The sequence below is a fragment of the Sphingomonas sp. LH128 genome (genome assembly GCF_000293195.2).
GTDB lineage: Bacteria > Pseudomonadota > Alphaproteobacteria > Sphingomonadales > Sphingomonadaceae > Novosphingobium > Novosphingobium resinovorum_A.
This window is the reverse complement of sequence record NZ_ALVC01000128.1, coordinates 1-20,651: the sequence shown is the minus strand read 5'-3', so window position 1 is coordinate 20,651 and position 20,651 is coordinate 1. Positions and strand designations below refer to the sequence as shown.

The following is a 20,651-nucleotide window of genomic DNA, read 5'->3' as shown; positions in this document are numbered from 1 at the left end:
GGCGCGGCGGGCGGCGGCGCGGCATCCGCCACTTGAGTATTCTCGGCGGGCTCGGAGGGTCTGCTGGCGATGTCCATGCCTGTTACTTAGAGGCTCGGCGGCCGATTGCCAGCGGGGGATTCGTCATTGGCGATCCGCCCACCCCCAACCCCTCCCGCAAGCGGGAGGGAAGCGAGACTTGCGAAGCCGCAGGCTGAGTTAGTCGCAGCGGGGTGGGCATCGCGCGCTACCTTCGCTAGCTATGGACCATGCGCCGCCTGTTCATCTTCGGTCTCGGCTATACCGCCGGTTTCATCGCCTCGTTGTTCGAGGCGCACGGGTGGGAAGTGGTCTCGACCGGCAGCGGGGGCACCCTTGCCTTCGACGAGGAAGGCAGTGTGCGCCTTGCTCTGGCGGATGCCGATCACGTGCTCTCCTCGGTCCCGCCGGGACGTGAGGGGCGGGGCGAACCGCTGGACTTCGTACTCGAGCGCTATGGCAATGCGCTAAGGGGCAAGGCGCTGTCGTACTTGTCCTCCACCGGCGTCTACGGCGATACCGCCGGCGCGTGGGTGGACGAGAGCGCGCCTGTCGGCACCGGCCGCCGCACAGCGCGGGCCGAAGCCGATGCGGCATGGCTGGCGCTGGGCGCGCGGGTCTATCGCCTTCCGGGGATCTACGGCCCCGGCCGCTCGATACTGGAACGGCTGACGCTGGGCCGCGCGCATCGGATCGACCTGCCCGATCAGGTCTTCAGCCGCGTCCATGTCGAGGACATCGCGGCCGGGGTGCTGACCGGGATCAGCGCTCAACCGGGCGCCTACAACCTCGCCGACGACCTGCCCTGTGCGCAGAACCTGCTGGTGGAGGAAGCGTGCCGCCTTACCGGGACGCCGCTACCGCCGCTGCAATCGCTGGAGGAGGCTGAGCTGTCACCCATGGCGCGGGCCTTCTACGCGGAGAATCGGCGCGTCGCGAACGGTAGGGCCAAGCGCGTGTTTGGCTGGCGGCCGCGCTACCCCACTTATGTCGAGGGCCTAGCCGCGCTTGCGCGCCGCCAGCGCGATCACTAGCCCCGCCAGCGCCAGCACCGCGCCGCCGACCGCAAGGCCGGTCCAGCGATAGCCTTCGAACAGCGTCGAGAGCCCCATCGCCACCACCGGCACCGCGACGCCGTTGTAGGCCGCGCGGCCAGGCCCGAGTTCGCGGATCAGCATGAAGTAGAGCGGGAAGGTCACCACCGATCCGGCGATCGCCAGGTAGGCGATCCCGGCGAGGTATTCCCAGCGCGTCTCCATCACCGGCGCGCCGACGGTGGCGAGGCTCCAGCAGGCGTCGATCGCGGCGCCCAGCAGCATCGCCCATGCCAGCATCGGCACCATCGGCTGCGCGCGGCCAAGGCTCGTGCCCTGCAGGATGTTGGCGGTGGAGGCGCTGAGGATGCCCGCGCAAGTCATCAGCACGCCGAGCGCGACGCGGCCCTCGGGCGGAGCGCTGCGGTATTCGTGAACCATCAGCAGCGCGATGCCCGCGATCGCCACCAGCGAGCCCGCGATGAAGCCCGGCGTCACCCGCTGGCCGAGGAATATCCGCGCCAGCACCGCATTGGGCAGCATCAGCAGCGCGTAGCAGACGGCGACCAGCCCCGAGGTCAGGTGGATCTCGGCCTGGTAGACGAACTGGAAGTTGCACACGAACTGGCTCAGCCCGACCAGCAGCGCCAGCCCCATGCCCTGCCGCGAAAGGCGCAGGCTGTCGCGCCGCAGCAGCGCGAGCGCCAGCATTCCCGCGCCCGCCAGCGCGAAACGATACGTGATCGACCATGTCGGCGGCACCGATCCGACCTGATCCTTGATCACCAGCCAGGTCGAGCCCCAGATCGCCGTGACGACGAGGAAGGCGAAGATCACCTTGCCTCGGGAAGCGGGCTCCTGCGCCTCGGTCACAGCCCGGCCAATGCCCTGGCGAGAGCGGAGACGTGCGCGTCCTTCGCATCCCACGACGTCACCAGCCGCGCGGCATCGGCGCCCCAGTCGTAGAAGGCGAAGCCTTGCGCACGCAGCGCCTCGCGCTCGGCGGCGGTGCAGGTGAGGAAAATCTCGTTGGCCTCTACCGGATGGAGCAGGCGGCCCGGCGCGGCAGCGGCGATTTCGGCGGCGGCGGCATTGGCGGCGCGCGCGTTGCCCAGCCACAAGTCGCCCTCCAGCATCGCGAGGATCTGCGCGGCCATGAAGCGGCCCTTGGACTGCAGGTGCCCGGCGCGCTTGCGGCGGTAGCGGATCGTGCGCGCGGCCTCGACGTCGAAGAAGACGATGGCCTCCGCGCCCATGCCGCCGTTCTTGACGAAGCCGAAGCTCAGCGCATCGACCGCGCCTGCGGCCTCGGCGGGAGAGCAGCCCAGATACGCCGTCGCATTGCCGAAGCGCGCGCCGTCCATGTGCAGGCCAAGGCCGCGCGCCTGCGCGAAAGAGGCGATCGCGGCGACTTCCTCGGGACGGTAGACGCAGCCGTACTCGCTCGCCTGCGTGATCGAGATCGCATGGGGCTGGACCTGATGGACGTCGTCGCGGATCGGATCGATCACGGCGGCGAGGGTTTCCGGCGTGACCTTGGCGCTGGCCCCGTCCGCCAGCAGCAGCTTGGCGCCGTGAAGGAAGAAGCCCGGCGCGCCCGCCTCGTCCATCTCGATATGCGCCTCGCGGTGGCAGACGACGGCGCCGTGCGGTGGCACCATGGCGGCGAGGGCAAGGCAGTTGGCGGCGGTCCCGCTCGCCACCCACAGCACCGCGCACTCGCGCCCGAACAACGCCGAGAACGTGGCGTCGAGGCGCTGGCTCAGCGCGTCGTTGTCATAGGGCGCGTCGGGCGCATCGGCGGCCATCATCGCCTTCCAGACGGCGGGATGGACGGCGGCGGCATTGTCGGACGTGAACTGCATGGCCATATGCCCTGTGAGCGCGCGCACGCCCCGTCAAGCGCGCAACGAGGAGAACCGCCCCATGGTCGGCGTCACCATTACCAAGCACGAGTTCGGCTCGGCCGGAGAGTACCACGCCCACGTTGCGGACAGCGAGCATATCGGCCGCCTGACATGGACCGAACGCGGCCTGGTGCGTTCTGCCGACCACACACTGGTCCCCGAGGCGATCGGCGGGCGCGGCGTCGCGATGCGGCTGGTCGAGGCGATGGTCGCCGATGCGCGCGAGAACCACTTCAAGATCGAGCCGGCATGCAGCTACGTCGCGGTGGCGTTCAAGCGGCATCCGGAATGGGCGGACGTGAAGGCGTGAGCGCGCTGGGGTCGGCCCTGGCCCACTCCCCTCGTCATTAGTCCCACTCCCCTCGTTCGTCATTGCGAGCGTAGCGAAGCAATCCAGGGCAATTCAGCGCCGCCCTGGATTGCTTCGCTACGCTCGCAATGACGAACGAGGGGGAGGTTGCTTACCCTCCCCACCCATCCGCCAGAAACCGCGTAGCCAGCCCGGCGAGGAAGGCCGCACCGCGCGGCATCACGCTTTCGTCGACCATCATCCGCGTCGAATGTATGCCGCAGCACTGGCGCCAGTCCGCGTCCTCGTGGCTGACGCCGAGGAAAAACATCGCGCCGGGCACTTTCTCCAGCACGTAAGCGAAGTCCTCCGCGCCCATGATCGGGTCGGCGAGGCGCAGGAATGCCGCCTCGCCCAGCAGGTCGCGGGCGACGGCCTCGCCAAAATCGACGGCGCTGGGGTCGCACAGGGTCACCGGGAAGCCCTCGATCACCTCGACCTCTGCCTTGAGCCCGTGCGCGCCGGCGATCCCGGCGGCGAGCAGCGGCAGTTCGTCCTTCAGCCGCGCGCGGTTGGCGGCGGAAAGCGTGCGCATGGTGCCGGTCATGGTCGCGGTGTCGGGGATCACGTTGTGCGCGGTGCCCGCTTCGATCTTCGAGATGGTGACGACGACGGGATCGAACACGCTGAACCGGCGCGCCACCATGGTCTGGATGGCGCCGACGATCTCGCAGGCGATCGGCACCGGGTCCATCGTATCGTGAGGCATCGAGGCATGGCCGCCGCGCCCAGTCACGGTGATCCTGAGCTGGTCCGCCGCCGCCAGCAGAGCGCCCGCGCGCCCGCCGATCAGGCCGTGGGGCGCATTGGGCATGACGTGGAGCGCAAAGGCCGCGTCAGGCAGCGGCCGGTCGAAGCCCTCCCCGCCGAGCAGGCCGTCCTCCAGCATGAAGCGCGCGCCGTGGTAACCTTCCTCGCCGGGCTGGAACATGAAGCGGACCTCGCCCGCCAGCCGGTCGGCCTGCGCGCAGAGCAGCTGCGCGGCCCCGGCAAGCATGGCGACGTGGGTGTCGTGGCCGCAGGCGTGCATGACGCCGGGTATGATGGAGGCGAAGTCCAGCCCGGTTTCCTCGGGCATCGGCAGCGCGTCCATGTCGCCGCGCAGCAGCACCGAGCGGCCCTTTCCCGCGCCGCCCCTGAGCGTCGCGACGAGGCCGGTTGTGGACGGCCCTTCCGCCCATTCAAGGGGCAGGTGCGCCAGCGCCTCGCGGATCTTGTCGCGCGTCTTCGGGGTGTGGAGGCCGATTTCGGGCTCGGCGTGGATCGCACGGCGCAAGGCGACGATGCTGTCGGAAAGGGCGGCGGCTTCGGCAACGAGGGTCATGCTGCGCATGATACGCGCGGACGCTTCGCTGTCGAGCCGGGGTTACTCCTCCGGCCCGATCTCGGCGTCGTCGGGCAGGCCCACCATGATCTTGCCCGCATCGACCTGACGCAGCGTATGCCACGCCATCACGCCCATGGCGACGTAGGAGGTCGCCCCCGCCAGCGCCACGGCCCAGGCCGCGCCGCTCGGGCCGATGGGGATGAACTGCCACAGGCCCACGCCCAGCGCCGCCAGCGCGATCAGGCGCGCGACGAGCGACTGGCGCGCCTTGCCGGTCGAGTGCAGCACCGGCTCGAACGCCACGCTGGCAAGGTCGAAGCTGGCGGCCACGGCCAGCGGGATGAGGATCGAGGCGCCGCTTTCGAAGGCATCGCCGCCGATCATCGCCAGCAGTTGTTCGCCGAGGAAGTACGCGACTGCCACCACGGCAAGGCCCGCACCGCCCGCGATCAGGCTGGTCTGGAGCGCCAGCTTGCGGAATTCCTCGGCCTTGGAGGCGACGCGGACGCGGGCCACTTCGGCATAGACCGAGCGGGTCAGCAACGTGGAGAGCTTGCTCAGCGCCTGCGACAGCTGCGAGGCGAGGCGGTAGAGGCCCGCCGCCTTGGTGCCGACCCAGCCGCCGACGACCAGCAGCGGGCCGTTCTTCATGGCCGCATCGATGGCCGAGCCCATGTAGGTGACGAAGAAGAACTGGGTGACGCCCGGGTTCTCCCGGATCGCGCGGCGCAGCTGGAAGAGGTAGGAAATCCGCACCGCCTGCGGGCTGAGGCGCCGGGCCATGGTCCAGTAGAGGATGGCCTCGAGAATATCGATTGCGGCCCAGGCCGCAAGGAAGCGGCCGACGGTCGGCCCGGTGAACCAGATGATCAGCGCGGCGACGAGGCGCCCGCTCGGCACGATCGCCTCGACATAGACGGCCATATCGAACCGGTTGAGCGCGCGCACGATCCCGGTCGGGGCCGAAACCAGCGCCCAGAGCGAGCCGACGCAGTACCAGAACGCGATATGGATGAAGCTGGGGTTGAGTTCGAGCAGATGCGCGAAGCCGAAGATCAGGATCGCCGCCAGCCCGCAGCCGAGAATCGCGCCGACCGCATCGATCACCCCGCACAGCATGCCGAGGCGGCCGAACTTCTCCCAGTCCTTTGCGTGGACGTGCTCCGACCCATAGCGCACGACGACTCGCCAGGTCTGGAAGCCTGCGAGCGAGGTCAGCGCCTGCGCGGTGCCGAAGATCAGAGAGAAGTGGCCGAAATCCTTGAGGCCGAGGGTGCGCGTCTGGATGGCGAGGTACGCCAGCCCGCAAATCGCGCCGAAGCCCTTGCCGCCGAGCAGCCAGGCGGTGTTCTGGAGTATCCGCCCTAGCGGAGATGCACTCTCCTGGCGGTAGCGTTTGGCGGACATTGGCTCGCATTTGGACGAGGGGGCTGTCAGTTGCAAGGGTGGGCTCGCTCTTCTTGTACGTATGGCCGGCTCGGATCGCCCCGCCAGAGCTTTCCCTTTCGCAGTGCAGTCGCTAGATGCCCCCTTCCCCCAAGCAGACTGAATGACACATGATCGAACACGCCATCCTCCTCAGCGCCGGCCAGGGCTCGCGCCTGCTCCCCCTCACGGCCGAGCGTCCCAAGTGCCTGATCGACTTCTCCGGCCGCTCGCTGATCGAGTGGCAGATCGAGATGCTGGCGCGCGGCGGGGTCAAGCGGATCGACGTGGTCACCGGCTTCATGACCGACATGCTGGAGGAGCACCTCAATTCCATCCGCGACCCGCGCGTGGAAATCACGGTGCGATTCAATCCCTTCTTCAAGGTGGCCGACAACCTTGGCTCGTGCTGGATCGCGCGCGAGGCGATGCGCGGTGACTTTATGATCCTCAACGGCGACACGCTGGTGTCGGAGGAGATCGTGCGCACGGTCCAGCAGGGCGCGGCCGGTCCCGACGGCAAGCCCTGGCCGATCACCGTGACGGTGGACGTCAAGGCGGACGGCTACGACAGCGACGACATGAAGGTGGAACGCAGCCCCGAAGGCCGCCTGATCCACATCGGCAAGACGCTGACGGCGGCGCAGTCCAATTCCGAATCGATCGGCTTCCTCGCATTCCGGGGCGAAGGCGCGGACCTGTTCCGCGAAACCGTGCGGCAGGCCATGCGCACGCCCGAGGGCGTCCAGCACTGGTATCTGAAGGTGATCGATTCGATCGCGCCCACCGGCAAGGTCGGCACTGTTTCGATCGAGGGGCTGGACTGGGCCGAGGTGGACTTCCTCAACGACATCGAGATCGCGACCGCGCTTACCGATACGTGGTGAGGTAGGGGGAGAGGCCCACCCCTGTCCCCCTACCGCACGCAGGAGGGGAATGAGAGCACATCGTTTCGCCCTCCCGCCTGCGGGAGGGCCGGAAGGCTTGAGAGCGAAGCGATCTAGCCGGACGGGATGGGCATCAGCCCTCGAAAAACCCCTTCAGCCAAGCCACCAGCGCATCGAGGTCCGCGCCCTCCAGCGCCACCGCATGGCCAAGGTCCGGCACCTTGGGCCAGCCGCAGTCGACGAACTCGCGCCCCTGCCACTCGCGTGCGCCTTCGTAGCGGGGGATGACGTGGAAGTGGACGTGCGGGTCCACCATCATCAGCATCAGGTAGTTGAGCTTGGCATAGCCGACCGCCTTGCCCAGCGCCGCTTCGATGGCGCCAGTCGCGCGCTTCAGTTCGGCATGCGCCTCGGCCGGTAGGTCGCCGAAGGCGGTGACATCGCTCTTCGCCGCCAGCACCAGCGAACCGAGCGTCGGCTGCGCCGGGCGGGCCAGCACGACCCAATGGTCGAACTCCGCCACCAGCGTGGCGGGCCAGCCGAACTTCTCGATTGTAGCGTTCATGATCTTCAGCCTTCCGCCAGCCAGGAGGTGATCGTGCCACCGCGCGCCCGCACGATCCATGCCTGCACCAGCCGCACGGCGTGGATCAGGCACGACAGGGCCGTCCACCAGGCTACCGCGATCAGGCCGAGGTCGGGGCGCGAGAACACCATCGCCGCGAACAGGATCACCATGTTCGGGTTGCGCCGCGCGGTGATCAGGCGGAACTTGCTGTCGAACGGCCGCCACACGTGGATGTGCATTCCGGCAAACCGGATGAACGCCCCTTCGATCAGGCGCTGGACCACATAGCCGCCCTGGATGGCCGCCTGGACCCACCAGAACGTCGCGGTATCGTAGGACATCCCCCAGGACGCGAGGCCCGTCGCCCAGAACCACCACCAGAACGGCGGATGGACAAGGTCCATGCCGTGGTCGAACACGTTGCCCCAGGCCGAGGAGGTGATCGTGCAGCGCGCCAGCTTGCCGTCCACGGTGTCGAGCACCATGAACACGAGGCCCAGCGCCATGCCCAGCCAGTAATGGCCGTAAGCAAAGAGCACGGTGGCGATTACGCAGAACACCGCGCCGACGGTCGTGACCATGTTCGGCGTCACGCCCAGCTTCGCGCAGATCCGCGTCAGCACCAGCGCCCATTCCGGCCAGAGGTACTTGGTCAGCACGTCGGTCACGCCCTTGTAGGCGCCGAAGTAGCTCGCGCGCTCGATCGGCCGCAGCGTCGCGGGGGTCAGCGCCATCAGGAACGGCGTCTCGCGCTTGCGAAGCTGCTTGTTCTCGATGGTCGGGCCGTCTTCATAGGCGACGACCTCGAACCCGGTCGAGTCGACCAACGGCAGGCCCGCCGCCATGGCAGCCGCGACTCGCGCCGCCTGATGTGCATCCGCAGCATGGGCAAGTGCCGGAACACCGCCCAAAGTCAGCACCGTGCCCTGCCGTCCGGTGATGTTTCCGAACCACGCCGGGTCCCACGCAAACGCTGCGTTGGAAAGTATCGCCGGGCCTTCGGGCACGCCGTCGACGGGCTCGAGCCCGGCGGCGCGGGCGATCCGACCGACCCGCACCGAAGGGCTCAGGCCCCACAGCTTCACGGGATTTTCACCGATCGTGACGACCGGCAGCACTTGCGTATTGTGGACCATGGACCGCCACGTAGTGCCTCGCGGACCGGGTGACAATCTCAGGCGCCTTGGTTCGGCCACAAGCGTGTCGATACGGTAACAAGCGCCATTAAACTGTAACCCAAATGTGTCAGAGCATATTTCTGGGTGATTTTCCGAGCTAGCGATACTACATGGTACGCCGTGCACGGAAGTATTCACACCTTCGAGACGCTGCCGATCTTCGGCGAGCTTGGTCGCCGCGACGGCGCGCGCACGGTTCGCCCGGCTCGCCGCGGCCGTGCGGTCCCCCTGGTCGGCATCGTCCGCAACCCGCGCAGCCACCGCAACATGGGCATCAAGCCCGAGATGGCGGATTGCTCCAACATCCTGACGCAGACCCCCTCCACGCGTGAGGAACTGCATTACACGCTGGCTGAGTTCGCCCGGCGCGGCATCGACTATCTCGTGGTCGACGGCGGCGACGGCACCGTGCGTGACGTGCTTTCGGCGGGCGCGGACATCTTTGGGAACGATTGGCCCACATTCATCGTACTGCCCAAGGGCAAGACGAACGCGCTGGCGGTCGATCTTGGTCTGCCCAACAAGTGGTCGCTGGCCGAAGCGCTGGCTTCCGCCCATCGCGGCCGGACCATCTCGCGCAGCCCGCTGCGGATTTCCCCGGCGGACGGCACCGCGCGCTGCGTGCAGGGCTTCATTCTGGGCACCGGCGCTTTCTCTCTCGCGACCGAGGCCGGGCAGGAGGCGCACCGCCGCGGCCTGTTCAACAGCTTCGCGGTCGGCCTCACCATTCTCTGGGGCGTGCTTCAGACCCTGTTCGGCGGGGCCGGCAACGCCTGGCGCGCCTGTACGCCGACCCGTATCGTCGATCGCCGCACCGGCCAGCACCTGCCTTACATGGGCAAGGGCAGTGCGGACGAGCGCTACCTGACCATCGCCACCACTTTCGAGCGGTTTCCGCTCGGCGCAAAGCCCTTCGGGCGCAATCCGGCACCGGGACTCAAGCTGGCGGTGATGGACTGGCCGATCCGCTGGCTGGTGGCGCTGCTGCCCGCGATGATGTTCGGCTTCAACCTCAAGCTGTTCGCCCGCAAGGGTGCTCACCGCGTGAGCGCAAGCGAGGTCGACATGGACATCGGCGGCACCTTCATCCTCGACGGAGAGGCTTTCCCGGCCGGTCGCTACGTGCTCGAGGAAGGGCCGCAGATCAATTTCGTCGTCCCCTGACGCCGGACCGCCGGGTTTCCAACTGGCGCCTTGTAATTGCGGCTGGCCTGTCCGATTGACGCGGCAATGATCGCGCATTCCCCTCTCGATGACCGCATCGCCTCCGCCCTGACGCGCGAGGTCGTGCCCGAAGTGCGCGCCTTCGCCGGGAAACTGGCCCAGGCGGCGGATGCGCTGGGCGTGCTGTTCTACGGATCGAACCTGCGCACCGGATCGCTGGAGGGCGTGCTGGACTTCTACGTGCTGCTGCCGGGCGCTCAGGTCGAGCGGATCTGGCCGCGCGTGAGCTATCACGAATGGACTCACGACGGTGTTCCGTTGCGCGCCAAGGTCGCGACGATGGCGCTGGAGACCTTCCGCGCCGCCGCCGCCGGAGAACGCGTCGACACCACCATCTGGGCACGCTTCGTCCAGCCGAGCGCTCTCGCCTGGCAGCGCGACGAGACGGCCGGAGCCGAAATCGCGCAGGCCGTCGCGGGGGCCGCCCGCACAGCCGCCAGCCTCGCCGTGGCACTGGGGCCGGAGACCGGCACACCCGAGGACTATTGGCGCGCCTTGTTTCGCGCGACTTACGCCGCCGAATTCCGCGTCGAGAAGGCGGGCCGCGAGGATTCGATCCTCGCCGCCAACCGTGCCCATTTCGACGGACTGCTACCGCTGGCGCTCGGCGCCGCCGGAATCGCCGTCACGCAGGAGGGCGGCCGCCTGCGCCCCACCCTCCCCGCCAACGAACGGGCGCGCATCCTGTCGTGGTGGGCGCGGCGCCGGCGGCTGGGCAAGCCCTACAATGTTTTGCGCCTGCTCAAGGCATCGACCACCTTCGAAGGCGCGGCCCGCTACGCCGCCTGGAAGATCGAGCGCCACACTGGCGTCCCCGTGAAGATCACCCCTTGGCGCGAGCGGCACCCGATCCTCGCCGCCCCCGGCGTGCTCTGGCAGGTCTGGCGCGGCAAGCGGGAGAAGACCGCATGAACGCCCTGATCCTCGCCGGATCGCGCCCCGGCGCGCCCGACCCCGTCGCCGAGGCCGAAGGCGTCGCGCACAAGTCGCTGGTCGAGATAGCGGGCAAGCCAATGCTCGCCCACGTCGTCGTCGCACTGCGCGAGGCCGGGATCGCACGGATCGCCGTCTCCGCCAGCGATCCGCACGTGCGCGATCTCGCCGCGGAACTCGGCTGCGAGGTGCTCGCCACAGGCACCGGTCCCAGCGCCAGCGTTGCCATCGGGCTGGACACGCTCGGCGCGCCATTGCTGATCACCACCAGCGACCATGCGCTGCTGAAGCCCGAGTGGGTCCGCGATTTCCTCGCCGACACGCCGGAAGGCAGCGACGTCGCCATCCTCCTCGCCCGGCGCGAGGCGATCGAGTCGGCGATGCCCGGCAGCCGCCGGACATATCTGCGCTTCGCCGACGGCCACTGGTCGGGCTGCAACCTGTTCCTGCTGGCGAGCCCTCGCGCGGGCCTTGCGATCGACACCTGGAAGATGGTCGAGGCCGACCGCAAGCGCCCCTGGCGCATCGCCGCCCGGCTGGGGATCGGCATGCTCCTCGGCTATGCGCTCGGCCGCCTGACCTTGAGCGACGCGATCGGACGGCTGGGCCGCAGGATCGGCGTCACCGCCAGCCTCGTCGCCGCACGCGACGGGCTCGCGGCGGTGGACGTGGACAAACCTTCGGACCTCGCAGATGCGCGGGCGATCCTGTCTGCGCGGGCAAGCAGCAATTTAAAGCACTGACGGGGCGGGCGCAGCGCTGAAAGGCGCGCACAGCGTTTCAAACCATTGCCCGAAGCACCGACCCGCAACTCGATGCGCGGCCATTCGTTTCCCTTACGCCCCATGTTTGATCCCGGTCATGGAAATCCCACCGCCACGGGTTAGCCTGAGGATGCCTAAGAGGGAGAACGACCATGCGCTCGATACTCGTCAACGCCGACCGCAAGCCGGGCAGCGATGCCCGCCTCCAGACCGCCGTGGACATCGCCCGACGCGAGAACGGCCACGTTACCGTGCTCGTCGACACCCCCGTCTCGCGCTACATCGCGATGGACCCGATGGGCGGCAGCTACGTGATCTCCGAAGCGCTCGACAAGGCGCTGGAGGCCGACGACGAAGTCGCCGCCGCCGCCGAGACCCACCTTGCGGGAACGGGCGTGCCCTTCGAGGTGATCCGCTGCGAGGACGACCCCGTCACCGCCTTCGCCTATGCCGCGCGCCTCGCCGACCTCATCGTCGTCTCGCGCTCGGGTGGGCTTGCCGGAGACCTTGCCCTGCGTGCCCGCGCGCCGGTGCTCGCGCTGGCGGAAACCCCGCTCAAGGTGCCGGTCGGGACTGCCTGCATCGGCTGGGACGGCGGGGAACAGGCCGCCGCTGCCCTGCGCGCCGCCGCGCCGCTGCTGGCGCAGTGCTCCAGCGTGAAGCTGATCTGCGTGGTCGAGAAGGAAGGCGGCTTCCCCGCCACCGATGCCCTGCGCTACCTCTCGCGCCACGGCGTCAACGCCGAACTGGAGGAGCATGAGCGCGTCCACTCGACTCAGGAGACGCTGGCCGCCGCTGCGCAAGGGGCGGACCTCCTCGTCATGGGCGCCTACGGCAAGAATCGCGTGCGCGAGTTCCTGTTCGGCGGCGTGACCGAGTTCTTCCTCAAGGAGGAAACCGCGCCCGCCCTGCTCCTCGCGCACTGATCAGCGTCCGACATAATACCGTACGGCGCCGCCCCGAAAGGGTGCGGCGCCGCAGTTTTATGGCGATTCCGAGTGACATGCTGACCTTGGCAAGCACTTGACGCGTTGCAGCAGGCAAAGGATTGCAGCCCATCGCCCCAGCGTTGCGCGCTCACCTAAGCGTAAAGATGAATCTGAAGGTCGGTTCATTATCATACATGGCGGAAACCCTGACATTTCGTTCAGAAAAGCGCCTCTCGTGCAGCATTACGCAACCTTGGTTCACATTTTCGCAACACGACCTATCCTTTTCGCACTTGCACAAAAGCCGATTCGGCGGCATACAGATAGTGCCTTTCAGGCATCCTCTCCCAAAACTTCTACGGCCTGGTCGGAAACGACCGGGCCTTTTTTCTTGTCCGGGTAATGCGCGAATTCCGCCACTCGGAAAGGGAACACGCGCGCATCGTACGGGTTCGAATTGCATTCCCCGGTGGCGATACCCAGCTATCCTCCACCGACCGGTCGATCAGCAGATGACCGGGATCGGGATCGAGGAAGGAACACCCCGCACATGGCGGATACCGAAACCAAGACCGAAGACCGCACCATAAAGCTGCAGGTCGCCGCCGCTCGTCAGGAAGAGAGCGGCCAGGGCATCGCCCGCCTGTCTCGCGCCGCATTGGGCGAGATCGGCGCCATGGAAGGCGACGTGCTCGAAATCACCGGCAAGGCCGTGACCGTGGCCCGCGCCGTACTCGCCTACGACGAGGACGAGGGCCTCAGCGTCATCCGCCTCGACGGCCTCCAGCGCGGCAATGCCGAAGTCGGCTCCGGCGACCACGTCACCATCCGCAAGGCCGAATCGCGCCCCGCCCAGCGCGTCGTCTTCGCGCCGGCGCAGAAGGACATGCGCCTGCAGGGTCCGTCCGCCGCGCTCAAGCGCAACTTCTTCCAGCGCCCGATGGTGCAGGGAGACCTCGTCGCCACCACCGGCCAGCAGCAGGTCGCGGACATCCCGCCCCAGCTGCGCCGCATGTTCAACGCGCCCGCCTATGCGCTGACACAGATCCGCCTCAACGTCGTCTCCACCACCCCGCGCGGCATCGTCCACATCGACGAGAACACCGAAGTCGAACTGCGCGAGGTCTTCGAGGAAGCCCACGACGCGCGCGGCGACGTCAACTACGACGACGTCGGCGGCATGAGCGACACCATCCGCCAGCTGCGCGAAATGGTCGAACTGCCGCTGCGCTACCCCGAACTGTTCACCCGCCTCGGCGTCGCCCCGCCCAAGGGCGTCCTGCTCCACGGCCCGCCGGGGACCGGCAAGACGCGCCTGGCACAGGCCGTCGCCAACGAGAGCGAGGCTAGCTTCTTCTCGATCAACGGCCCCGAGATCATGGGCTCCGGCTATGGCGAGAGCGAGAAGCACCTGCGCGAGATCTTCGAGGAGGCGACCAAGTCCGCCCCCGCGATCGTCTTCATCGACGAGATCGACTCGATCGCCCCCAAGCGCGACCAGGTCCACGGCGAAGCGGAAAAGCGCCTCGTCGCCCAGCTGCTCACGCTGATGGACGGCCTCAACAGCCGCGCCCACGTGGTCGTCATCGCCGCCACCAACCGCCCCGACGCCATCGACGAGGCCCTGCGCCGCCCCGGCCGCTTCGACCGCGAGATCGTCATCGGCGTGCCCGACGAGAAGGGCCGCCGCGAGATCCTCGGCATCCACACGCGTGGCATGCCGCTGAGCGAGCGCGTGGACCTGAACGAGCTGGCCCGCACCACCCACGGCTTCGTCGGCGCCGACCTTGCCGCCCTCGCCCGCGAGGCCGCGATCGAGGCGGTGCGCCGCATCATGCCCAAGCTCGACCTCGAGGCGCGCACCATCCCCGCCGAAGTGCTCGACAACCTGCAGGTCTACCGCGAGGACTTCCTCGCCGCCCTCAAGCGCGTCCAGCCCTCCGCCATGCGCGAGGTCATGGTGCAGGTGCCGAACATCGGCTGGGCCGACATCGGCGGCCTGGACGAGGCGCAGATCAAGCTGAAGGAAGGCATCGAACTGCCGCTGAAGAACCCCGAGGCGTTCCACAAGCTGGGCATCCGCCCGGCCAAGGGCTTCCTCCTCTACGGCCCGCCCGGCACCGGCAAGACCCTGCTGGCCAAGGCGGTGGCGAAAGAGGCCGAGGCGAACTTCATCTCGATCAAGTCGTCCGACCTGCTCAGCAAGTGGTACGGCGAAAGCGAACAGCAGATCGCCAAGCTGTTCGCCCGCGCCCGTCAGGTGGCCCCCTGCGTGATCTTCATCGACGAGATCGACAGCCTCGTCCCCGCCCGCGGCATGGGCGGTGGCGGCAGCGAACCGCAAGTCACCGCCCGGGTGGTCAACACCATCCTCGCCGAGATGGACGGGATGGAGGAACTGCAGTCGGTCGTCCTCGTCGGCGCCACCAACCGCCCGGCACTGGTCGACCCCGCCCTCCTGCGCCCCGGCCGCTTCGACGAACTGGTCTACGTCGGCACCCCCGACGCACCGGGCCGCGAACACATCCTCGGCATCCACACCGGCAAGATGCCGCTGGCCGACGACGTGCGCCTGGGCGAGATCGCCGACCGCACCGAACGCTTCACCGGCGCGGACCTGGAAGACGTCGTGCGCCGCGCCGGCCTCATCGCCATCCGCAAACGCGGCGCGAGCGTGGAAGAAGTGACGATGCAGGACTTCGAGGAAGCCCTCGAAGACAGCCGCGCCACCGTGACCGAAGCCATGGAAGACGAATACCAGCGCATGAAAGGCGAACTGAAAAAGCGCGCCATGGAAGTGACGCCGATCGGCTTCATCGCCCCGGGCATGGTGGAAAGCACCCGCGAACGGAAGCACTGAGGGTTCGGGTGGGGCGCGGGATTTCCAGCGTCACCACCCCACCTCGCCGCTGTTCCTCGCCCCCACCCTCGTCGCGGTTTCCCCCACCCTCGTCATTGCGAGCGTAGCGAAGCAATCCAGAGCGGCTTGACCCACGCTCGCGATACGAACCTTCTGCCAAAGCAAAAGCCCGGTCCGTTGCGGCCGGGCTTTTGTCGTTTCAGGCAGGGAAGAAGAGAGAAGAGAAAATGCGAGGGCCATCGCCCTCGCGCTCCCGGGAATTGGGGGCGTTTTGATCTCTTCCTCTGGGCATGGAGTCTCAATGCACAGTGACTCACTAAGGGCCTCAAATTATCGCCCACGGGACTCTGAAGGAAGCGCAGCATCAATGGGCCAGTACCCTTTGCCCTCAATCATGCGAAATTTCCCAGAACGCCACAGGTTAGTCCCAAAGACTTTATTCTTGTCGTTTCCGGTAACCTTATATCCCGCAGCTTCCACCTCCTCTCTCAACTCTCCCCGCTTCATTGGCTGATTTTTCGCAATAATGATTCGCCTTGCCGCGTCTATCATCTCGGCAATTTTTTCAGCGTGCGCGGCCCTCTTCGACGGCAATTTAAACAGCCGCGGCTCATCGGCAGCAGAATCATCCACAACTTGTCGCCGGTTCATCAGCATTCGATAAGTCTCAATCAATTTATCGAGTGCCTCAATCTCAAGCTGCAACTCTTCTCGTCTTTTCAATGCCTTATCGAACAGATCATCTGCCGAACTGGTTGGCATAACGGTAAAATCCCCACTCTTATCCCCGGACTCGGGAACTCATACCACCTAGCGAGGCCCTTGGGCACTCGCAACCTGCTGGAAATTGACGGTCGGTGTGTTATGAAAGATGGCCTGATTAAGTCGATTCACATAATAAGGAGAACGACGAATTAACCATCGAAACTGGGCAAGGCCCAGAAACGCAGAAGGGCCGAGCCATAGGCCCAGCCCTTCCGGTGAAAATCCAGACGTTGGAACGTGCCAGATCTCTCCTTTTGCAAAACGAGATTCGCACGTTCCTTCAACTGAATCAACTTTCTCGTGACCGTGATGCCTGTGGATAACGGGGATTACGGCAATGGAAGCTGTCGCTCATAGCGACCAGTTTTGAAGGAATTAGAAAATGCCTCAGCAGGCGCAAATCAAGTGCATCAACAAGGATCCTCGCGAGGATCGATATAATGCGATCACTCATGTCGGCGGCTACACGGATCGTCAGTGGAAGATTACCAAAGACGACGCAATCGGCATGATCGAACGGCGTGAATGGGAGTTTTTCACGATGGTTCGCACTCATCGTGTCAAGGTGATCGTCGCCAGCCGTAACGGCCGAAAGTACCTCAAGACCGAGGCAGATTACGACACTCCCGACAACCTTCTGAGTCTCCCGGAGTGTCCATAACTGCAACCACATGAGTCTCGGGTCGGAGCGCGGAAATGCACTCCGACCATTTCATGAGGAGGTGAGAAATGCCAAAGTTTAAACTCGCTCATATTAAAGAGCAGGGGCAAAATATGCTTCTTTTCCCGCTCGACGCTAGTTTCAGCAACAATACGCCCGCTCAGCGAGAAGCTCTTCTACAAGAACTTGAAGATCGCGCTCATGCTGCCGGGCTTGCAGGACGTGCTGCCGTATTTTGGAATACTGGCAATAGAACGTTCTGGCTTGGCCCTCCTCCGTGGCGTAATTTTCTCAACAGCATTAACATGCACACGGTACTGGCTTCGATAAACAAGTCCATATCTTGGTAATCGCGCCAGAGAGACAGAAAAGCAGGGGAGCAGATCACAAAATGGTGGTCTGCTCCCCTGTTTTTTAAGCTTCACACCCCACTTTCCTACATCCCCCACCCCGTCATACCCTCCCCGGCATGACCCAGCCTCGCGCACCCAGATCGCCCCGTCGGAGCAACGCCGACTATCGTTGGACCAGAGCCAGGGTTCATGCCTTCGTCGCGGCGCTGGCTCGGACGGGAGGGGTTGCGGCGGCGGCGCGGGAGGTGGGGATGTCTCGCCAGTCGGCCTATCGCCTGCGCGCGCGGCTCGGCCCGCAGTTCGCCGAGGTCTGGGACGAGGGGCTGGCCTGGGGCGCCCTCTTCCGGCAGGAGCGTCAAGCCGCACAAGGTGACACCTTTACACACAAGGTTACACCACAAGGTGACACATCGGGCGCGCAAGGTGACACATTTGCCCTGCAAGGTGACACTTTCGGCCCCGAAACGGCCCCAAGGTGACACTTTTCCCTCTGGACCGTGTAAACCGTGTAAACCTGCGTCACCTTGCACACCCCCGAGCGCAGGGCACGACGACGACAATAACGGGAGCGCGAGGGCGATGGCCCTCGCACCTTCCTCTTAATTCAAGGCTCCCTTCCCCATCGCCTCCACCATCGAAGGGGCGGCCGCAAGCTCCATCGGCGCGACCTGCAACTGGCGGCGACGGGCGAGCGCTTCCGGCATTTCGCGGCGAATCCAGTCCATCATGCTCTCGCGGATTTCGCAGCGCAGGTCGAACAGGGTCGGTCCGTCGCGGGCGCTCATGAGGAGGCGCACTTCGAGGGTCTGGTCGCGGCAGTCAGTGACCTGGAGGATCTGGGCACGCTGGTCGAACAGGCGGTGGGCCTTGATCTGGCGGGTATATTCCTCGCGGATCGGGCCGATGTCGGTGCCGTGATCAAGGTATAGGAACACGGTGCCCAGCAGTTGCGAGGTGGTCTTGGTCCAGTTCTGGAAGGTGTCCTCGAGGAAGCGGTTGGAGGGGACGACGAGGCGGCGGTCGTCCCACAGGCGCACGACGACGTAAGTGGTGCGGATATCCTCGATGCGGCCCCATTCGCCGTCGAGGATGATGACGTCGTCGATCGAGATCGGCTCGGTCATCGCCATCTGGATGCCCGCGATCAGCGCCTTGAGCGCAGGCTGCGCGGCGGCGCCGACGGCCAGCGCGGCAAGGCCGGCCGACGCCATCAGGGTAACGCCGATCTCCTTCACCCCGGGGATCGAGGCCAGCATGCCCGAGATCGTCAGGAACACGATCAGGAAGGTGCCGAGGCGGCTCATGATGCCGAGGCGGGTGCGGCGGCGGCGGGCGTTGCGGTTGTTCTCGACGGTGATGTCGGCGCGCAGGATCATCGCCTCGATGAAGGCGCGGAAGATCGCGATGGCCACCCAGCCGGTGAGCAGCGGCATGACGAACGGGGCCAGCCGGTCCCATACGGCATCGAGTGCCGGAGCCTCGCGCGCGGCCATGACCATGCCGATCGAGAGAAAGGCCCAGCGGGTCGGGCGTTCGAGGCGGTTGACGACGAGGTTGTCGGCATCGCTGGTGCTTCCCCGCGCCACCCGGACGAGGACGCGGAAGAGTATCGTGTGGATCGCCAGCGCCAGCACCACCCCGATCAGCGCGGCGACGATGGCGACCACCGGCCTCTCGGCCCAGCTCGGAAGGCCCGCGATGTGGCTCTCGATAAAGTCGATCATGGGGAGCAAACGATGCTGCAGTGCAGCAGTTTCGCGGGTAGTCGTGGTTTTTGCCCGGCCCACCCCCAGCCCCTCCCGCAATCGGGAGGGGAGAGGATCGGAAGCAGCCCTCTCGCTTGCGGGAGGGCCGGAAGGCTTGGCCCGAAGGCCTTAGCCGGACGGGGTGGGCAGAACCTTCAGTGCGCCGCGCCCCAACTCTCGCCGTGGCCGATCTCGATCCCCAGCGGCACGTCGAGGGTCACCGCAGGCAGCGCCGCCTCGGCCATCACCCGCTCGATCACCGGCGAGGCTGCCGCGACGTCACCCTCGGGCAGTTCGAAGACGAGTTCGTCGTGCACCTGCAGCAGCATGCGAACGTTCGGCAGGCCCGCCTCGACCAGCGCCGGGGTCATGCGCGCCATCGCCCGCTTGATGATGTCCGCGCTGGTGCCCTGGATCGGCGCATTGATCGCCGCGCGCTCGGAGCCCTGGCGCTCGGCCTGGTTCTTGGAATTGACGCGCGGGAACCACGTCTTGCGGCCGAACAGCGTCTCGGAATAGCCCTTGGCGCGTACGCTCTCCAGCGTCTCGTGGATGTAGCGCTGGATGCCCGGGAAGCGCTCGAAATAGCGGTCGATCATTGCCTGCGCCTCGTCCGAGGACGTGCCCAGACGGCCCGCGAGGCCCCAGCGCGAGATACCGTAGAGGATCGCGAAGTTGATCGTCTTGGCCCGGCCGCGCGTGTCGCGATCGACCGTGCCGAACATCTCCATCGCCGTGCGCGAGTGAATGTCCTCGCCCGCCGCGAACGCTTCCTTGAGGCTGGGCACGTCGGCCATGTGCGCGGCGAGGCGCAGTTCGATCTGCGAATAGTCGGCGGCGAGCAGGACGTTGCCCGGCTCGGCGACGAAGCAGTGGCGGATCTGGCGGCCGATCTCGGTGCGGATCGGGATGTTCTGCAGGTTCGGATCGGTCGAGGACAGACGCCCGGTCTGCGCGCCGACGAGGCTGTAGCTGGTGTGGACGCGGCCCGTCTCCGGGTTGATCGCGGCCTGCAGGGCCTCGGTGTACGTCGAGCGCAGCTTGGAAAGCTGGCGCCATTCCAGCACCTTGGTGGCGACCACTTCGCCCTCGGCGGCCAGCTTTTCAAGCACCGACTGGTCGGTGGAATACTGGCCGCTCTTGCCCTTCTTGCCGCCCTTGTAGCCGAGCTTGTCGAACAGGATGTCGCCGAGCTGCTTGGGGCTGCCGATAGTGAATTCCTGGCCGACCTTCTCGAAGATCTCCTTCTCCAGCGCGCCGATGGCCTCGGCGAACTGGCTGGAAAGGCCGAACAATTTCTCGCGGTCGACCTTGACCCCGTGGCGCTCCATCTGCGCTACGACCGGGATCAGCGGGCGATCGACGCGCTCGTAGATGCGGGTGCCGCCCTCAAAGGAAAGGCGCGGCTTGAGCGCAGAGTGCAGGCGCCAGGTGACGTCGGCGTCCTCGGCGGCGTACTGGGTCGCGCGGTCGAGCGGGACTTCGCCGAAAGGGATCGCCTTCTTGCCGGTGCCGCAGATTTCCTTGAACGTCAGCGTGGTATGGCCAAGGTGGCGCTGCGAAAGCTCGTCCATGCCGTGCCCGCCGCCGATACCCTCGATCTGGCGGCCGGCGTCGAGGCAGAAGCTGACGATCATCGTGTCGTCGATCGGCGCCACCGCGATTCCGTGGCGGGCCAGCACGTTGAGGTCGTACTTGATGTTCTGGCCGACCTTGAGCACCGC

20 protein-coding genes are annotated in these 20,651 nt (G+C 66.5%); 11 read left to right on the top strand and 9 right to left on the bottom strand.

Translation table 11 applies throughout. The annotated features are described in order from the left end of the window. The first annotated feature begins 248 nt into the window (after positions 1–248). A complete protein-coding gene (locus LH128_RS11110; RefSeq protein ID WP_008829721.1) occupies positions 249–1,052 on the top strand; it encodes an epimerase in 804 nt (267 codons plus the stop codon). Here LH128_RS11110 and LH128_RS11105 read toward each other — a convergent pair. Then, positions 1,017–1,925, bottom strand: a complete 909-nt coding sequence (locus tag LH128_RS11105) for a DMT family transporter (protein WP_008829720.1) — start codon at positions 1,923–1,925, stop codon at positions 1,017–1,019. The two genes, LH128_RS11110 and LH128_RS11105, sit on opposite strands and share 36 nt — an antisense overlap. Continuing rightward, complete coding sequence (locus tag LH128_RS11100; RefSeq protein WP_037519058.1) at positions 1,922–2,917, bottom strand: threonine aldolase family protein; 996 nt, start codon at positions 2,915–2,917, stop codon at positions 1,922–1,924. Before LH128_RS11100 ends, LH128_RS11105 begins: the two co-directional genes overlap by 4 nt. A gap of 61 nt (positions 2,918–2,978) precedes the next feature. On the opposite strand from LH128_RS11100, the gene LH128_RS11095 reads away from it, so the two are divergent. Next, complete coding sequence (locus LH128_RS11095) at positions 2,979–3,269, top strand: GNAT family N-acetyltransferase (protein WP_008829718.1); 291 nt, start codon at positions 2,979–2,981, stop codon at positions 3,267–3,269. A gap of 151 nt (positions 3,270–3,420) precedes the next feature. Here LH128_RS11095 and LH128_RS11090 read toward each other — a convergent pair whose 3' ends face one another. Beyond that, positions 3,421–4,641 carry a M20 metallopeptidase family protein gene (locus tag LH128_RS11090; protein ID WP_008829717.1) on the bottom strand — a complete coding sequence of 407 codons (1,221 nt, stop codon included), beginning with the start codon at positions 4,639–4,641 and terminating at the stop codon, positions 3,421–3,423. Positions 4,642–4,674: 33 nt separating this feature from the next. Then, entirely contained in the window at positions 4,675–6,042 is a 1,368-nt protein-coding gene (locus tag LH128_RS11085) for a lipopolysaccharide biosynthesis protein (protein WP_008829716.1), read from the bottom strand. A gap of 149 nt (positions 6,043–6,191) precedes the next feature. Here LH128_RS11085 and LH128_RS11080 point away from each other — a divergent pair, with 149 nt between their 5' ends. Continuing rightward, positions 6,192–6,947: a phosphocholine cytidylyltransferase family protein gene (locus tag LH128_RS11080; RefSeq protein ID WP_008829715.1), complete on the top strand. Its 756-nt coding sequence runs from the start codon at positions 6,192–6,194 to the stop codon at positions 6,945–6,947. Positions 6,948–7,080: 133 nt separating this feature from the next. Here LH128_RS11080 and LH128_RS11075 read toward each other — a convergent pair whose 3' ends face one another. After that, entirely contained in the window at positions 7,081–7,512 is a 432-nt protein-coding gene (locus LH128_RS11075) for an HIT family protein (protein WP_008829714.1), read from the bottom strand. Positions 7,513–7,517: 5 nt separating this feature from the next. Further along, a complete protein-coding gene (locus tag LH128_RS11070; RefSeq protein WP_008829713.1) occupies positions 7,518–8,651 on the bottom strand; it encodes a CDP-alcohol phosphatidyltransferase family protein in 1,134 nt (377 codons plus the stop codon). A gap of 162 nt (positions 8,652–8,813) precedes the next feature. Between LH128_RS11070 and LH128_RS11065 the strand changes: the two genes are divergently transcribed. The 5 genes from LH128_RS11065 (at position 8,814) to LH128_RS11045 (ending at position 15,403) form a co-directional block, all read left to right on the top strand. Then, entirely contained in the window at positions 8,814–9,857 is a 1,044-nt protein-coding gene (locus LH128_RS11065) for a diacylglycerol kinase family protein (RefSeq protein WP_008829712.1), read from the top strand. 66 nt (positions 9,858–9,923) lie between these two features. Beyond that, positions 9,924–10,829, top strand: coding sequence for a hypothetical protein (locus LH128_RS11060; RefSeq protein ID WP_008829711.1), 906 nt, complete (start codon positions 9,924–9,926; stop codon positions 10,827–10,829). After that, positions 10,826–11,593, top strand: coding sequence for a nucleotidyltransferase family protein (locus tag LH128_RS11055; RefSeq protein WP_008829710.1), 768 nt, complete (start codon positions 10,826–10,828; stop codon positions 11,591–11,593). The genes LH128_RS11060 and LH128_RS11055 overlap by 4 nt, the downstream gene beginning before the upstream one ends. A gap of 173 nt (positions 11,594–11,766) precedes the next feature. Then, positions 11,767–12,540: a universal stress protein gene (locus LH128_RS11050; protein WP_008829709.1), complete on the top strand. Its 774-nt coding sequence runs from the start codon at positions 11,767–11,769 to the stop codon at positions 12,538–12,540. A gap of 553 nt (positions 12,541–13,093) precedes the next feature. After that, entirely contained in the window at positions 13,094–15,403 is a 2,310-nt protein-coding gene (locus LH128_RS11045) for a CDC48 family AAA ATPase (protein ID WP_008829708.1), read from the top strand. Between the two features lie 330 nt (positions 15,404–15,733). On the opposite strand, the gene LH128_RS11035 is transcribed toward LH128_RS11045, so the two are convergent. Next, positions 15,734–16,165 (bottom strand): hypothetical protein, encoded by a 432-nt coding sequence (locus LH128_RS11035; protein WP_008829706.1) that lies wholly within the window; start codon positions 16,163–16,165, stop codon positions 15,734–15,736. 385 nt (positions 16,166–16,550) lie between these two features. Here LH128_RS11035 and LH128_RS11030 point away from each other — a divergent pair, with 385 nt between their 5' ends. The 3 genes from LH128_RS11030 (at position 16,551) to LH128_RS33330 (ending at position 17,661) form a co-directional block, all read left to right on the top strand. Next, positions 16,551–16,829, top strand: a complete 279-nt coding sequence (locus tag LH128_RS11030) for a DUF3892 domain-containing protein (protein ID WP_008829705.1) — start codon at positions 16,551–16,553, stop codon at positions 16,827–16,829. A 68-nt stretch (positions 16,830–16,897) separates the two neighbouring features. Beyond that, positions 16,898–17,179 carry a hypothetical protein gene (locus tag LH128_RS33335; protein ID WP_172705021.1) on the top strand — a complete coding sequence of 94 codons (282 nt, stop codon included), beginning with the start codon at positions 16,898–16,900 and terminating at the stop codon, positions 17,177–17,179. A 254-nt stretch (positions 17,180–17,433) separates the two neighbouring features. Then, positions 17,434–17,661, top strand: a complete 228-nt coding sequence (locus LH128_RS33330; protein ID WP_008829704.1) for a hypothetical protein — start codon at positions 17,434–17,436, stop codon at positions 17,659–17,661. Between the two features lie 120 nt (positions 17,662–17,781). On the opposite strand, the gene LH128_RS11020 is transcribed toward LH128_RS33330, so the two are convergent. Both LH128_RS11020 and LH128_RS11015 read right to left on the bottom strand, forming a co-directional pair. Next, the gene (locus LH128_RS11020) at positions 17,782–18,906 is read right to left on the bottom strand and encodes a mechanosensitive ion channel family protein (protein WP_008829703.1); all 1,125 of its coding nucleotides are present in this window, start codon (positions 18,904–18,906) and stop codon (positions 17,782–17,784) included. Positions 18,907–19,082: 176 nt separating this feature from the next. Then, positions 19,083–20,651 (bottom strand): DNA polymerase (locus tag LH128_RS11015; RefSeq protein WP_008829702.1); only part of this gene is annotated, 1,569 nt, incomplete at its 5' end.